The sequence below is a fragment of the Dactylosporangium fulvum genome (genome assembly GCF_025137375.1).
Lineage (GTDB): Bacteria > Actinomycetota > Actinomycetes > Mycobacteriales > Micromonosporaceae > Dactylosporangium > Dactylosporangium fulvum.
This window is the reverse complement of the sequence record NZ_CP073720.1, coordinates 4,657,143-4,671,697: the sequence shown is the minus strand read 5'-3', so window position 1 is coordinate 4,671,697 and position 14,555 is coordinate 4,657,143. Positions and strand designations below refer to the sequence as shown.

Below are 14,555 nucleotides of genomic sequence, written 5' to 3'. Positions count from 1 at the left end.
ATGGCACCTGGAGACCGACGATCGGTACCACCGAGGGGCGGGTTTCATCCGGACCCACCCCTCGAAACGGGGCCCGGCGAGCGTGTAGATAGTGTGCGAACCCCCCCGAGTCGTTCCTCCTCGTCCGGCGAGGAGCTTTTCGAAGAGTACGTACGCGCCAGGGTCGCCGGGCTGTCACGTATCGCGTATCTCCTGACGGGGGACGCGCACCTTGCCGATGACCTCGTCCAAGCCACGCTGATCGAGGTTGCTGCGCGCTGGGATCGGATCCTGGCCGGCGGGGACCCGGAGCCGTATGTGCGCAAGGTGCTGCACCGCAAACACCTCTCCTGGCGCCGGCGGTACCGGCGGGAGGCGGTGCCGACCGGCATCGTGCCGGAGCGGGCCGGGCCGGACATATCCGGTGGGGTGACCACCACGGTCGCGGTACGCGAAGCGCTGGCCGTCCTGGCACCGAAGCAGCGCGCCGTGCTGGTCCTGCGCTACTTCGAGGACCTGACCGAGACGCAGGCCGCGAGCGTCCTCGGCGTCACGGTCGGCACTGTCCGCAGCCAGACCCGCGACGCCCTGGCCCGCTTGCGCAAGCTCGCCCCTGCGCTGACCGATGTTGTGAGGGTGGCCCGATGACCGCAGACCTGCGCCGCGTGCTCGCCGATCTGGCCGAGCAGTCCCGGCCGCTGAACAGCCGGGACGATCTGTGGCGGCGCGGCCGTCGGCTGCGTCGCCTGCGACGGTTCACCGCGACGCTCGGCTGCCTGTTGACGCTGCTGGCGTTTGTGGCGCTGCCAATCGCATGGCGCGCAACCCCCGGACCGGCCCAGGTCGCCGACGGCCGCAACGCCGTCCTGCCGAGCAGTTTCGGCCTCGCGCGGTCGTGGCAGGAGATCGCCGAACGGTCCCCGAACGGCCCAGCCATGCTGACGTTCGTCGACGAGAACCACTCGGCAGTCGAGATCCTGCCCAAACCACCGACGACCGTGATCGGCCAGGACGGCTCCTACCGCACGATGTCGCACATCGGCGGGCGACTCTCTCCCGACGGGCGGCTGCTGGCCATCCAGAACCGGATCATCGACCTCACCTCCGGCCGAACCATCAAGATCACCGAACACGGGCACTCAACGGTGGAGGTCCTCGACTGGTCTCCACAGGGAACCGAAGTGCTGATAGTTGTCGATCCATACCCGGTCGAAGGTCAGTCGGACGCGGTTCGGGTCGTCGTCGTGGACGCGGCGAGCGGGCGCGGCCGAACGTTGCTTCCCGCGGGCGTCGACCCGCAGGCCCTCGATAGCGAGGGAATGTTCTCCCCCGACGGCAGCAAGATCGCATTGGTACTGCGGAGGTCCGCCGGACCCCAGCAGGTGACGATCGTCGACGCGGCTGACGGTACCGTGCAAGCCACGATGCCACTCGCCGACCGTCAGCGGCTCGCGGGATGGACCGCCGACGGAACCAACCTCGTCCTGGTCGCCGCCGAGGTCTGTGACTGGTTCACCTGCACCCGGGACCTGCCCAGTCGCCAGCACGTACTGGACGCACGCGCCCGTCAGCGCTGGCACCTGCAGTTCGCCGATCCGGCCACCGGTAACGTCGTCGACGAACCGCGGACCGGCAGGGCCGGCTGGCCGGACCGGCTCGTCGGCTGGTACGGCCGCGACTCCGTGTGGATCGTGGACGACCACGAGATCGACGCCATCCGCCCCGGCGAACCCGCGACGCGTCTGTCCGTGGCCGACGGCGAGGTACAACAGCTCGACGTGGCCAGCGACCTGGTCAAACAGGGACGCTTCGGCGGTCCCGCGATCCACGCGCCAGCCTGGCCGCCGCGCGCCGAGGCGTTCTGGACCCTCGGCATCAGCGCGGTCGTCGCGGCGGCGGCGCTGCTGCTGGTCGTCCGCCTCGTCAGGCGTACCCGGCCGCCCCTCGCCGCCGCGGATCCCGAACCATCGGATTGACCGATCCGCAGGCCCCTTCAGGCGGTCCGGTCGCCGGCCACTGCGACCGCGCTGGCCGCGGCCGGCGCCCACGTCGTCATCGTCGACCTGCCCGCCTCCGCCGGCGCCGAGGTGGCCGAGGAACTCGGCGCCACGTTCACCCCTGCCTTTGACACCGCCCTGGCCGCCGCGCCGCTGCCCACGCTCGTGTACTGCGCCGGCAAGGGCGGCCCGATCCAACTGGTCGGCCGCGACGGCGAGCCCGGCTCGCTCGACGTGTTCACCGACGTCGTGCGCACCAATCGCGCGCGGCCGCAGCGAGGTGCTCCCATTCGATGTACCACGAGGTCGGCGTAAGCTCGCCCGTTATCTCGGCTCTGACGAGACCCGCTGGGACGGGCGGTTCCGCCGCTACCTCTATCACGACCCGGCAGCGACAGGAGCGGTCTGGCTTCGGTTGCCCGCGCAATCCATCACGGTCCAGGATCTCAGCTATTCGGTCTGACGCGACCGGGTAACCGATCTGGGCAACGACCCACACTGATGCCGGGAGAGCCACATTTTCGAGTCAGCCGCGGTCCGCGCGCGCTACCAACAGTCCCATGTGTCGGCCCACCAGCTGCGCGGACATGCCGATGAGCGTGCGCAAGGTGCCGGGTCTTCGTGGAAGCACGAGGGCTTCGCCTTCGCGAACCATTTGCGGGCCTGCCCGGTGGCGCGGCATTCTGTGGCGGTGCCGATCCGACCTCTGACAACAAACCTTCGATGACCACGCCGCGGCAGCAGGTGCTCGACGGGTTGGCCCATCGGATCCTCGCGCTGCGGCTGGATCACCCGGCACGTGTGGGGATCGACGGTCACTCCGCGGCCGGCAAGACGACCCTGGCCGACGAACTGGCCTCCATCTTGCGTGAAAAGACCGAGCGGCCCGTGCTCCGAGTCACGGTCGACCACTTCAAACGGCATGTCGACCTGCGTACGCAGTATCCGGCGGGCTCGCCGGAAAGCTACTACTTCGAGATGTTCGACGTCGACGCCATCCGCAATGAGTTGCTGGTACCGCTCGGTCCCGGCGGCAACCGCCACTACCGCACCCAAATCATGGATTTCAGCGGCCGTACGCCCATCGACTCCGGCGTCCACCTGGCCTCGGACGACGCGATCCTCGTCGCGGACGGCGGTTTCCTGCAGAAGCCGACTCTGTCACGGCACTGGGACCTGCGCATCTACCTCCACATCGAAGTAGCGGATGTGCTCTACCGCGGCACGACCCGCGACCAGGCGTGGATGGACTCGGCGGACGCCGCCGCCGAGCGGTATCGCACTTACTACATCCCTGGCGAGGAGCTCTACCTGGCCGAGGTCCGCCCCGCCGAACGAGCGGACATCCTCATCGACAACCGTGACTTCGATGCGCCCCGCATCGTGCGTGACCTTCCCGACCGAGGCCATCAGTACTGACCGAGGGCGCCCACGCGTGGATGTTCGCCCGCACCGCGCGACACCCAGCGCCGTCCGGCGTCCTGAACTAGCCGATGAGCGCGGACTTCAGCATCCGTGATCGTCGACCTGGTCGCCCCCGGTGGCGCGGCCGACGTTCGCGGTTCAACCGTCGAAGGGCAGGGTTGTTCGCGGTGGTTACTCTGCGCCCAACGACCTTCGGCGACCGCGATCGAGGCAGGCCGGTGGAGGACAGGTCGATGCTCTGGCGTTGTTTGGTGGCCGACGGGTCAGACGGCGTGAGGACGAACCGAGCCAGGAGGTTGCCCGGTGAGCCGCAAGCGACTCGCTGCAGCCGAGACAACAATGCCCGAGTTCCTCGACCGCACCTTCGCCAACCTCACCGCGGCAAAGCGCAGGCAGCTCACCGCGATACTCGGCAAGCTCCTGGAAATCCGCTGACGGGCCCAGGCGGAGGGCTGCTACGTTCCGACGGTGCGCGGTTGTTCGATCGGGTGATTCTCACCCTGCTCTGGCATGGCAGCCTGGACTGCGGTCGACTTCCTGGGGCGTATCGCCAAGACGCTGTATCACCCGGTGGCGCCTGCCGCATCGGCACCGACGCCGATGCAGTCGTCGATGGCGAGCTCAAGGTGCGCGGAGTGCGGGCGCTGCGGGTGGTGGACGCATCGGTGATGCCCGCATCAACCGCGGCCACACCCGGGTCGGGTCCCGCCGGGCTGCAGCGCGAGCAGGCTGTCGATGGCGGCCTTGATTTCCTCGGGGGTCGCCTCGCGCTCGCTCATGAGGTGCTCGAACAGGCTCGGCGCGAACGGCGCGAGCAGCAGGTGCGCCAGGACCGCCGGATCCGAGCCGGGGTTGATCTCCTGTAGCAGCACCGACACGTGGGTGTGCATGGTGAGGTAGGCGCCGCTGTGATAGCGGGCCCTCGGCGAGGCGACCTCGGCAGCGCTCATGATCGTGCGCTGCTCGACGATCCGGTCGGCGACCGCGTGGAGGAAGGCGCGTAGCCGGTCGGCCGGCGGGGCGCCCGGTCCGAGCGGCGGCGGGCCGGTCAGGAACGCCTCCTGGAAGCGCCGCTCGCCCTCGTCGAGCAGGGCGAACAGGAGCTGGCTCACGTCGCCGAAGCGCCGGTAGACGGTACCGACGCCCATCCCGGCCGCGTGCGCCACCGCGTTCATGGTGACCGCCTCCGGCCCCTGCTCGACGACCAACCGGGCTGCCGCGTCGAGGATCTTCCGCCGGTTGCGGGCCGCGTCCGAGCGCTCCAGCGGGGGTTGACCGGTCACGGGGAGCTCGGCGCGGGCCATGGCCCGAGGTTACCGGATAGTGATCCGGTTCGGGGGTTGCGAACCGGATTCCTATCCGCTTTACTGGGTGCCGAGCGAACCGGATAGCTATCCGATTCACGCCTGGGAAGGGGCTTCGCCATGAGTGCCAGGATCGCGGTCATCTACTACTCCTCGACCGGGAACGTCCACGAGCTCGCCAAGGCACTCGCCGAAGGCGCGGAGAAGGCCGGCGCCGAGATCCGGCTGCGACGGGTCCCCGAGCTCGCCCCCGACTCGGCCATCGATGCCAACCCCGCCTGGCGGGCGCACGTCACGGCCGCGCAGGACGTCGAGGTCGCCACGCTCGACGACCTGGCCTGGGCGGACGGTTACGCGCTCGGTTCGCCGACCCGCTATGGCAACATCGCGTCGCAGCTGAAGCAGTTCATCGACACCACCGGTGGCCTGTGGCAGGCCGGCTCCCTGGCGAACAAGCCGGCCACCGGCTTCACCAGCGCCTACAACGCGCACGGCGGCAACGAGTCGACGCTGCTCGCCCTGTACAACACCTTCCACCACTGGGGATCGATCATCGTGGCGCCCGGCTACGCCGACCCGGTCGTCTACCCGGCGGGCGGAAACCCTTACGGCACCTCGCACCCGGGCGGCGGCGGCACCCCGTCGAAGGAGACCCTCGCCGCGGCCCGCTACCAGGGGGAGCGGCTGGCGACCATCACCGCCCGTCTGCTGGCTGGCGCCGCGCAAGCGGCCTAGCCGGCCGCCGGAGGCCACAACTTCCAAGCGGTTGTGGCCTCCACGATGCCTCCACAGTGGACGCAATACCCTGCCCCGGCGGGACGGTCGGGGCGTCGGGCGCCCGCGGCCCGCGGCGGCAGTTACTCGGCGACCTCGGTCTCGATCGCTGGCCATGGTTCTGGCGCGGGCCCAGCGGAAGGTGACGGCCCATATGGTGTGTGGCCGGCCCGGAAGCGCCGGAGGTGGTTCACCGTGGAGATCAGTACCCGCTCGAACAGGGCCGGTTCGTTGAACAGCAGGCTGGTGAACCGGTCCGGGTGCTGCTCCACCTTCAGTCCCTCGATGGTCGCGCGGGCGCCCGGCGCGTCAAGTACTACCCGCGCCTCGTAGATCTGGTAGCCCGTCCATGATCGCCACAACCGCAGCACGTCAGCGGCATCCAGATGGACCACCCACCGGATCTCCATGTCGTAGAACCCGAGCCCGTCGTGCAGCAGCCCGATCGTGTCCGAGTCCAGCGTCAGCCCCGGTTTGCGATCGATCGAGCGCATGGCCAACGCTGGATGCACTTTGGCAGCGGACCGCGCGGTGAACAGTGGACGCAGATCTTCGACCGGCACCAGGACATTCTTCCAGCCCGAACCCTGGGTCGACATGTCGCCGCCGGCCAGCGCACCATGCCCATCGCACCCATCCTCACCCGCCGCCGATCTGGCGTGTGCCGGCCACGTCGAACACCTGATCACGTGCGCGGATCTACCGCCGGTCGTGAGCGACTGCTGGAGCCCCGTCACAGTCCGTACTGGCCGTCCGAGCGGCAACCATCAAGCAGGGTGCTCCATCATGCCGACGAGCGTGCATCTGATCTCGCACTCTGCGGGACGGTACTCGTGAACTTGCCCCCCCTATGTAGAGCGTCGATATAGTGGCGGGCATGCGGATCACCGTACCGACGGCGCGGGTGCTGGCGGCGCTGCTTGCCGCAGCCCACGCAGATCATTACGGGCTCGACCTCATGCACCGCGCCGAGTTGGCCAGCGGGACGCTATACCCGATTCTGAACCGGCTGACCGAAGCTGGATGGCTGGAGCGGCGCTGGGAGGAGATCGACCCCGCCGCGGCCGGACGGCCGGCGCGGCGGTTCTACCGGCTCACCGCCGAAGGCGCGGTCCAGGCCCGGCAATGCCTGGCGGAACTCCGCGCCCAACTGGACACCTCGGGCGCGCTCGACGCGCCGGGCAAGGCCGGCAGTCCGAGACCGGCGTGGTGACCCGCCGACTCGCCGCGCTGCTGCTGGCCCTGGCCGCCCTGCGCTGGCCGGCCGAACTGCGCGAGGACATGCTCGCCGAGTGGTCGGCGGAGGTGCACACGCTCGCCGGCACGGGCCGGCACTGGCCGATGCTGCGCTTCGCGGCCAGCCTGGCCGCTACCCGCGCCCGGGTGCGGCCCTTCTCCCTGGCGACGACCGCCCGCCGTGCCTGGGCCGGGCTGCGGCTGCTTTTTGTGCTGCCGGTCGCGGCGCTGGCCGTCGGCACGCTCGGCGGCTGGTTTCCGCTCTTGGCGATCGCCGGCGCGGTGCTGATGGCGGTGCTCGGCCGCACCGCCGTCCCGCGCCGGATGCCGGTGACCGTGCTGATCCCCGCGGTGACCGTGCCCGGCTGCGCGCTGTACACCGTGTTCTGCGCTCTTGGCACCAGCAACGTGGTGAAGTCCGGCCAGTATGCCCTCGGAAACCTAGTGTTCTGTGCCGGGCTCACGCTCATCCTGGCCGTGGTTGCGCGGCTGGTTCACCGCAGACGGCAGCGGCAGGCGTGGCTGGCCGGGATCGTGGGCGCCGTCATCGCGGCCGACGTGGCCGTGGCCGTGGCGGTGTCCTACCTCGGCCACACCGGGCTCCACCCGGCCGGCGCCCCGATGTGGTTCGTGGCCGCGATAACCGGCACCGGCTTCGGGCTGCCGCACCCGAACGCCGAGGAGATCTTCACCATCCGCGACATCCTCGATCCGCCGATATTCCTGGCGCTCGCCGGCCTCGCACTCGGCGCGGTCGTCACCGCCCGAGCTCGCATCCCGGCCACGGCGGACGGCTGATCCTCGCCGGGCAGACGGTCAACGGACGCGATCTTGGCGCCCTCTTCTGCCCCGATGTATGCGCTCGCCGGCGTCACAGCAGTCCGGCATGGTTGCCCACGACGGCACACCTGGATGCACCATGACGACATGTGCTTGCATGCACCCGATGATCGCAGCCGACGTCCGGTGATGCCGCGATCCGCGCGCAACGCAGCGCGATGAGCCGGGCAGGCGCTGATGGCACGCTGTTGCCGAGCGCTCTTGGCACTGGTCCGGCGCCCGGCCCGATATGCCACAGCCTCGGCAGCGACGGCATCGAGGTGGAGGTTGTCGAAGCATCAACCGCCCAGACAAGTCGTCAGTCACCCATCCTGAGCGGGCAGTTCGACGGTCCGCAAGACCGGCGGCAGGTCGGCACGGTACGGGATCAACCCGAGTCGGCGGTGTTTGACCGTGGCGGCCACCGATACGTCCGCTCGGGCCAGGATACCGGCCGGTGCCTTGACCACAACTGTCAGTTCCTCGTCGCCGATCAGCGGCGAGCCGCTCACCGCACGGAAGCGCCATTCGGGGTCGCTGTCGTGCTCGCCCATTCCAACGACGAACAGTTCCTCGCGACTGCCTTCCGGTGCGTACTCAACGGTCGACTCGACGATCGTAAGTTTGGCGGTAAGCGAGATGCGCCCGGTCCGGGGCACTGGGCGAACGCGTCGTTTCGGGTCGATGGACCAGGCGATCGGCTGCCGGTCGGCGGGCGCATCCGGTGCATGCAGCTTCACGCCGACCGCCGCATCGGCGATCGGATCGCCGTCCGGTGCGGCCCGGAACGTGCAGAACAGGCTCAGCACGAAGTACGCGCTGTGCGCCGCCTCGGCTTCGAGGAACGCCCGCCAGTCCGGGTCGGTGGTCGCCAGATCCGCGGTCAGCGGACGCACCACTGGAGTACCGAGAGAGACGCGGCCACTGATACGTGGTGGCGCACCGGGTACGTGGAGCCGGGGCTCGAGGACGAGGTCGACGTCGTGGACTGATGCGGTGGCTTGATCATTCATCGGATGGCTCCTCGGTCGTTGCCCTGGTGTGCCAATCGCCGATGAAGGCGAAGGCGCCCCAGTCTCGGTAGGCGGGATGGCGGTTACGGGTGGCGCATTGGGCGGCGCGGAACGCGGCGCGCCGGTCAGGGTCGACGGCGAGTCGCTGGTACAGATAACCGAAGAAATCGGTGGCCACCTGTGGGTGGACAGGCCATAGGCAACCGATGACCGCCGCCGCGCCAGCGGACAGCAGGGCGGCGGGCAGGCCGCGAAGGTTGTCGTTGAGGTCGAACCGTCCCAGCGCTGATTCGCAGGCGCTCAGCGTCACCAAGTCCACACCGCGCAGGTCCGTGCGCAGGATGTCGTGGGCAAAGACGCGACCGTCGTCATCGATGCCCGGTGACAGGTACAGGCACTGGAACCATGGCGCCCATTCGTTGTGGGTACCGTGGGCGGCGACGTGGACATACTTGGCGTCAGCCAAGGCGGCGAGGAAACGCTGCGGGGTGGCGGCGGACCCCAGGACCGCCTCGCCGGCCATCGCCTCGGCGACCTGGACGGCGTGGACCTCCAGCGCGTCCTCCGTCGGCAGGCCGTATCGGGTGCCACCGGCGGCCGAGGCGAACGCGACGAAGCGGCGGCGGGCCGATGGTCGGCGCCCGCGCAGCATTTCGGCGCTGGAGATCTGAGTGACGGTCCAGTCGTCAGCCAGCGTTCCGGTGCCGGCAGCGAGCAGGTGGAAAGGGACGTAGTGGAGTGGGCCGTCGGCCCAAACACATAGGTGCCGGCGGCCTTCGGCGTACCAGTCCGGCATGCGGTCAAGGAAGCCGGCGAGGAACGGGTTAGGCCGTTCGGCCAGTTCCCGCTGGGCGTCGCGGGTCACGACGCGGTGCAGCGGGTCAGCGGTGATCGCGCGGCGGAGGTCGACGACGCGCAGGGCGAACGGGGAGAGTGAAAGGTGGTGGCTGCCCCGGTAAAGCCGGATCAACCCGCCGGCGAATTGCGGGACCACCAGGCTGCGGTGCTCGACCCAGTCACGGGAGATTGCCAGCCCGTGCAGTGCGGCGACTGGCGGGCCGGCCGCAGCACGGCCTTCACCGAGCATTAGGGACACCAGCACGGTCTCCGGTGGCAGGAGCGCCTGTACCTCATCGAGCGCGAGCAGCGGCAACCGCCAGGGACTACGTGCGTCGGCTAGTTCCTCGCTGACGCGTCGATCGGCCGCCCGCTGTCGGTTGCGGTGCACAGCGTCGGGGTCTGTTTCGGTCTCTGCCTCGCCGGAACCGGCGTAACAGACCATGGCCGTCTCCGCCCCGCCGGGCAACTCGACGTCAGGCGGCGGGCCGGGCAGCAACGCCTCGTCGGCCAGCACCCGTTGCAGATCCTGCAGCAGCCGTGGGGTGAGGGTCAACGGTCCGGGCGAGTGCAGCGCCGAGGAGAACCCGCGGCCCTTCGCGGCTTGGTGGACGACCGCCACGGCGCCGACATCGACGCTGGCACCGACTAACCTGAACAGCAGGCTTCGGTAGAACTCGTGCAGCGTCCAGGCCACGGACTCGTCGGGTCCAGCGCCCAGCCAGGCCGCGGCGGGCAGCAGTGCGACGGCAGCACGGCCAGCAGTGGTGTCGTCGCAGGCAAGCACCTGCTGCACTCCGGCGCCGAGGCTCTGCAGCGCGAGGTCGAGCTGCCCGCAGAGGACGTAGTGCAGTGCTGCGGCGCCGAATTCGCGCGCTGCGTCCATGTATGCACCAGCGCTTTCAGCTTGCATGCCCAAGTCGTACGCGAGGCCGGCGTCGAGATAGCTGATGGCGTCTTGGTGCCGATCCCACAACTGTGGCGCCTCCTCATACGCTTCTGCCACCAGTTCCCGGCCGAGTTGGTGCGCCCCATCGACGGGCGAATGCGCGGCCAGATGGATGAACGTAGCGGCTCGCTCCAACTCGTTCCAGCCGTCCGCAGCCGCTACGGTCCGCACCTGGTCGACCAGCTCCGGGATTCCCTGCAGCGCCGGGGAGCAGGGTAGCTGTCCGTCCCTGAGTAGATGTACCTCGCTCATCCAGCGTTGGCGCCGCTGCGCGTCGTTCCACAGCCGGGGCAGTTCCTCGTCCGCAGCTGCCAGCAGTTCCGCCTCCAGGTCTGGCCGCCTCGCCTCGGCAGCGAGCGTGAGCGCCTCGGTGAATGCGGAGGAGGCGTCGCGCAGCCCGTACCGGTCCCGGATAGTGGCAAGTGAGATCGGTAGGAGGTCGGCCAGGTCGTCGGGTAGGCCGACCTCGCCGAACCTGTGCAGGATCCGCAGCAGGTATAGGTAGCCGACTGGGTCGCGGGCCGGGTCGAGGAGGGAGAACGCCTCCCGACACGCGAGCCGTATCTCCTCGTCGGCCGACTCCTGCCGTAGCCCGGCCAGGAAGGACCGTGCCTCCGCGAGCGCCTTGAGCGCCCTGCCACGTTCGTGCCCGCGAGCCAAGTTAGCCGCCTGTTGCAGGTACTCGACGCTCTGGTTGGCGGCGGCCATCGGCGATGGCAGTGGGCTCGGGTCGGCCTCCTGCGGCCCATCGGGGTGCGCCATCGCCTGGCGCCGCTGCCGGGCCATCCACAGCCCGTACGACCCGTCGAACGACAACCCGGACATGTGCACCAGGTACGGGGTCAGGTGCAACAAGCCCGCAGCGAACAGGGTGCCACTCAGTTCGTCGAGATCCTTGAGTTCGTCAGCGTGCAGCAGCGTGAGCTGCCGGGTCACCACGGTGTGAGCGTCGGTGAGGCGTTCGCCGTTCGGGTTCTCAGCCAGGCTGTGCCGCACCGCCTCGACGTAGACATCCGCGACCGTCCACCAGGGACCGTCCCTGGTGGCGCCCCAGCGGCTCTCCGCAGCCGCCAAGGTCAGCCGCAGCAGGAGCACAACGTCGCCGGTGGCGTTGCCGGAGTGCCTAGCCAAGGCTGCGCCAACCACCAGATCGACAGCGGCGGCGGAGAGCGCCAACGCCGGGTCGGCGACCCGCCGCAACGCCTCGGTCTCCGGCAGTACCCGGGCGCGGACCTGTTCGCTGAGCTGGACCAGTGCGCGGGCCTGCTGGATGTCCGCCTCGTCGGCGTGCGGCGCCGGCCGATCGCTGTCCGTGTCAGGAAGTGCCCGCAGCACGTCGGCGGAGTCTGCCTCACCGGTCGCACGGGCCGCGCGAGCGTTCTCGCGAATCCATAGGGCCGTGACCCGGCGCAGATTGGTCAGGGCCATTTCACCGTTGCGTGATGGATCCCCGTCGGCGGCCCGGCGCAGCCAGTTGGCAGCCTTCCGCAGCAGGGGCGCCGCCCTCTGCCCCGTCCTCGCGGCGACCTCGGCTCGTCGCCCGAGTGTCGTCCCTATCCCGGCACAGGCGTGGGCGTACTGCCGGGAGTCGGCGGCCACGCCGACGAGCGCTGCGCGGTAAGCCGACTCAGCTGCCAGCAGGTCCGTGGAATCCTGGGTGAGCGCAAACCGGGCTATGTGGGCGTCGCCGAGTGATGTGTGGCGTGCGGACCGGCGCTTGGTACCAGGCTCACACTTGGCCGCTGCGGTCGTCAGTGCCTCGACTGCCGCGTCGGCGTCGGCGCGCCGGCGGACGGCTGGCGCGCCGGTTGCCTTGGAACGCAGCAGCAGGGCGTTTCCCAGCAGGGCGTCGCGGGAGCCGGCACCGCTGGCACCGTCGAGTGTTCGTAGGAGGACGATCGCTTCATCGACGAGAGTGAGGTTGCCTGATTCCTCCCCATCGATGATCAGGTCAGCCGCGCGGTCAAGGGGATCCAGCCACGGGTCGTGTCCGGTCTCGCGAATGACGTAGGGCCACAAGTCTCGTGGCACCCGCCTGTGGTCGGCCAGGAACAGTAGCCCGTAGAGGTGGAGCGCTTTAGCAAGGTCGGTCTCGGCCCGACCATGCAGGTCTTTGTCAGAGCCCGCCTCCGAGTTGCGCTGGGCGGACGTTGCGAAGTCCTGCCAGGCGACGGATCGCGCGTGGTAATACGCCGCAGCCGCGTACAGTGCGTCGGCGTCGACAGACTCGCGGTCGATCACTTCGTTGGTCGCAAGACGCAGCAGATCAGCCGCGACCACCAGCCCTTGGTCATCCAGTATCCGCTGCAGGGATCCGTCCACATGGAAATCGCGGACCCGACCCACGAGATCCGCGAGCAGAGCATCCCGCACTCCTGGCCACCTCCGCCGTCACTAGCCGGCTAGTGTAGTGGGAGGCGGCAAATTAGCCTGATGTCGATACATTTCGATGTCAACAATTATACGACAATGGAACGAAGCATCTGCCATCCGCGCTCCTGCCAGGGCTCGTCCCGGCGCCGGAGCGCTTCGGTGCGATCTTCGGCCGTGAACCGTGCGAGCTTGGCGTCATCCGCACTCATCCAGCCGTCGCGGCACGCCTGTTCGTACTCTTCCCAGTCTTCGATCTCTACACGCAAATCATGCGTGTGGAGCACCGGATCCAGCTCAAGATCGACAAACCGCCAGCCTGCCTCGGTAAGCTCCGGCGGGAGGCATACATCAATCTCAAGCCGTCGATCATCGGGATCACCGACCCACCACGCTACCCACGGACGGCCCGGCGCGAGCAACACCATGATGGGTACCGACAGCGTGCCGCTGTCATGCGGAGCGCCCCATGGTGAACCGACAGGGCCCCGCAGCCACGTCCCGTCACGGTCCTGGAGGACCTGCTGGAGATCGAACCAAAAGACGCCTCCGGGACGCTTGACCTTGCACAGACGTACGCTCTCGCCGTTCTCAACCACGCCCATGGGAGCACGCTAGGGCAAACGCAGTACGCTGCGACCCGGCGTGCAATGGATGTCCGCCTCCGCCGCGTTCCGAGCGCTACAGAGCGTTAAAGCCCAGCTGCCGGCCGGGCGTTTGGATCTGTTTGATATGCAGGTGATCGGCGCGGAAAGCCGCATGTATTTCATGCCGGCGGTATGACGGTGATGCCCGGCCACCGCAGCTGCGGTTGATGGCGCTCAAGCCGGGCAAGGGACTGCACGATGGTGACGCGCCGAGGATTGCACTGCCAGACACCGTTGAGGAGGTCGTCGACGCCCAGCGGGGCGCAGATTTCGCTGACATCGTCTGCGTTGAGGCGTACCGCCACCGCGGTAGCGGTCTCCGGCCAGGTGCCTACGGCATCGTGAATCGATGTCAGCGCTGTCCGTTCCGCGGCCGATGCACGCTCTGGGCTCAAGGTCATGACCGCCGCCAGATGGCTTCCCATTGGGTCCATCGGCCGATGCCCGGTGGGGTTCGTTCGGTCTGGTGTGCCCTCAGCGGAAGCACGGGCGTCCAGCCCGTGCACATGGTGTCCAGCTCCGCCGCGCTGAAGAAGTGGATCGTCAGTCCGTTCTTCGGGCCTGCTGTGTAGCGGACGGAGAAGCCATCGTCGGGATCACGCTCGACAACCTCGTGTGACGGCCACACATCGGTTCCCACGGCGTTGACTCGCACACACAGCAGCCCGCCGGACTCAACCCGCGCCTGGGCCGCACGAACGTGTTCATGTGCTTCATGACGGTTACCGTGTTGGAACACCTGGATCGCGACGACCAGTGGCCACCGATGCCCGGCAGGCAACGCTTCGAGATCGCCGCAAACAAGATGACTCGCTCGATCTGGTCGGGCCTGCGTCAGCTGGCGGATGGCTTCATCGGACACGTCCAGGCCGAGAAGATCCAGCCCGCTGTCGACGAGAGGGAGCAGGTTCCTGCCGTTGCCGCATCCGATGTAGAGGCCGGCAGAAATGCCCTCGCGCCAGGCGGCCGATAGGATGTCCTCTACGAAGTCAACAGGCGGTTCATTGGCGTAGCGGCCCTGCTTGTACTCCTCGTTCCAAGCCTCGACGGCGCTTCTCGCGACGTTCATCGCGTCACTCTGACAGACCGCGCACGCCCATGCGGTCCCCCATCTCAATGTCCGTGCCGCCCGCCCTTGCCGCCGCGAGCAGGCTCACTATTCTGCCGCTTCCGGCGTGCTGGCGTTCAAGCTCGCCGGTGACGCA

15 protein-coding genes and 1 pseudogene are annotated in these 14,555 nt (G+C 68.7%); 9 read left to right on the top strand and 7 right to left on the bottom strand.

Annotation, left to right across the window (positions count from 1 at the left end; all coding sequences use genetic code 11):
- Positions 1–93: 93 nt before the first annotated feature.
- The 6 genes and pseudogenes from Dfulv_RS22000 to Dfulv_RS21975 form a co-directional block, all read left to right on the top strand.
- Positions 94–627: a SigE family RNA polymerase sigma factor gene (locus Dfulv_RS22000; RefSeq protein WP_259866271.1), complete on the top strand. Its 534-nt coding sequence runs from the start codon at positions 94–96 to the stop codon at positions 625–627.
- A complete protein-coding gene (locus Dfulv_RS21995) occupies positions 624–1,955 on the top strand; it encodes a TolB-like translocation protein (protein ID WP_259866269.1) in 1,332 nt (443 codons plus the stop codon). Before Dfulv_RS22000 ends, Dfulv_RS21995 begins: the two co-directional genes overlap by 4 nt.
- A gap of 111 nt (positions 1,956–2,066) precedes the next feature.
- Positions 2,067–2,291, top strand: coding sequence for a hypothetical protein (locus Dfulv_RS21990; protein WP_259866267.1), 225 nt, complete (start codon positions 2,067–2,069; stop codon positions 2,289–2,291).
- A 306-nt stretch (positions 2,292–2,597) separates the two neighbouring features.
- Positions 2,598–3,395, top strand: a complete 798-nt coding sequence (locus tag Dfulv_RS21985; protein ID WP_259866265.1) for a nucleoside/nucleotide kinase family protein — start codon at positions 2,598–2,600, stop codon at positions 3,393–3,395.
- A gap of 309 nt (positions 3,396–3,704) precedes the next feature.
- Positions 3,705–3,836 carry a hypothetical protein gene (locus Dfulv_RS21980; protein ID WP_259866263.1) on the top strand — a complete coding sequence of 44 codons (132 nt, stop codon included), beginning with the start codon at positions 3,705–3,707 and terminating at the stop codon, positions 3,834–3,836.
- A gap of 53 nt (positions 3,837–3,889) precedes the next feature.
- Positions 3,890–4,036 (top strand): annotated as a pseudogene (locus Dfulv_RS21975) (hypothetical protein); the annotation flags it as partial.
- Positions 4,037–4,078: 42 nt separating this feature from the next.
- On the opposite strand, the gene Dfulv_RS21970 reads toward Dfulv_RS21975, so the two are convergent.
- The gene (locus tag Dfulv_RS21970) at positions 4,079–4,705 is read right to left on the bottom strand and encodes a TetR/AcrR family transcriptional regulator (protein ID WP_259866261.1); all 627 of its coding nucleotides are present in this window, start codon (positions 4,703–4,705) and stop codon (positions 4,079–4,081) included.
- 120 nt (positions 4,706–4,825) lie between these two features.
- On the opposite strand from Dfulv_RS21970, the gene wrbA reads away from it, so the two are divergent.
- A complete protein-coding gene (gene wrbA, locus Dfulv_RS21965; RefSeq protein WP_259866259.1) occupies positions 4,826–5,440 on the top strand; it encodes an NAD(P)H:quinone oxidoreductase in 615 nt (204 codons plus the stop codon).
- A gap of 122 nt (positions 5,441–5,562) precedes the next feature.
- On the opposite strand, the gene Dfulv_RS21960 is transcribed toward wrbA, so the two are convergent.
- Complete coding sequence (locus Dfulv_RS21960) at positions 5,563–6,216, bottom strand: hypothetical protein (protein WP_259866258.1); 654 nt, start codon at positions 6,214–6,216, stop codon at positions 5,563–5,565.
- Positions 6,217–6,356: 140 nt separating this feature from the next.
- Here Dfulv_RS21960 and Dfulv_RS21955 point away from each other — a divergent pair, with 140 nt between their 5' ends.
- Together Dfulv_RS21955 and Dfulv_RS21950 are read left to right on the top strand one after the other, a co-directional pair.
- The gene (locus Dfulv_RS21955; protein ID WP_259866256.1) at positions 6,357–6,692 is read left to right on the top strand and encodes a PadR family transcriptional regulator; all 336 of its coding nucleotides are present in this window, start codon (positions 6,357–6,359) and stop codon (positions 6,690–6,692) included.
- Positions 6,689–7,513 carry a hypothetical protein gene (locus tag Dfulv_RS21950; RefSeq protein WP_259866254.1) on the top strand — a complete coding sequence of 275 codons (825 nt, stop codon included), beginning with the start codon at positions 6,689–6,691 and terminating at the stop codon, positions 7,511–7,513. Before Dfulv_RS21955 ends, Dfulv_RS21950 begins: the two co-directional genes overlap by 4 nt.
- Positions 7,514–7,857: 344 nt before the next feature.
- Here Dfulv_RS21950 and Dfulv_RS21945 read toward each other — a convergent pair whose 3' ends face one another.
- The 5 genes from Dfulv_RS21945 to Dfulv_RS21925 form a co-directional block, all read right to left on the bottom strand.
- Positions 7,858–8,547 (bottom strand): hypothetical protein, encoded by a 690-nt coding sequence (locus tag Dfulv_RS21945; RefSeq protein ID WP_259866252.1) that lies wholly within the window; start codon positions 8,545–8,547, stop codon positions 7,858–7,860.
- Entirely contained in the window at positions 8,540–12,706 is a 4,167-nt protein-coding gene (locus Dfulv_RS21940) for a CHAT domain-containing protein (protein WP_259866249.1), read from the bottom strand. Before Dfulv_RS21940 ends, Dfulv_RS21945 begins: the two co-directional genes overlap by 8 nt.
- Positions 12,707–12,792: 86 nt before the next feature.
- Positions 12,793–13,308 (bottom strand): DUF402 domain-containing protein, encoded by a 516-nt coding sequence (locus Dfulv_RS21935; RefSeq protein ID WP_259866247.1) that lies wholly within the window; start codon positions 13,306–13,308, stop codon positions 12,793–12,795.
- Positions 13,309–13,469: 161 nt separating this feature from the next.
- Complete coding sequence (locus Dfulv_RS21930) at positions 13,470–13,775, bottom strand: nucleotidyltransferase family protein (RefSeq protein WP_259866245.1); 306 nt, start codon at positions 13,773–13,775, stop codon at positions 13,470–13,472.
- Positions 13,748–14,419, bottom strand: coding sequence for a class I SAM-dependent methyltransferase (locus Dfulv_RS21925; RefSeq protein WP_259866243.1), 672 nt, complete (start codon positions 14,417–14,419; stop codon positions 13,748–13,750). The genes Dfulv_RS21930 and Dfulv_RS21925 overlap by 28 nt, the downstream gene beginning before the upstream one ends.
- Positions 14,420–14,555 lie beyond the last annotated feature (136 nt).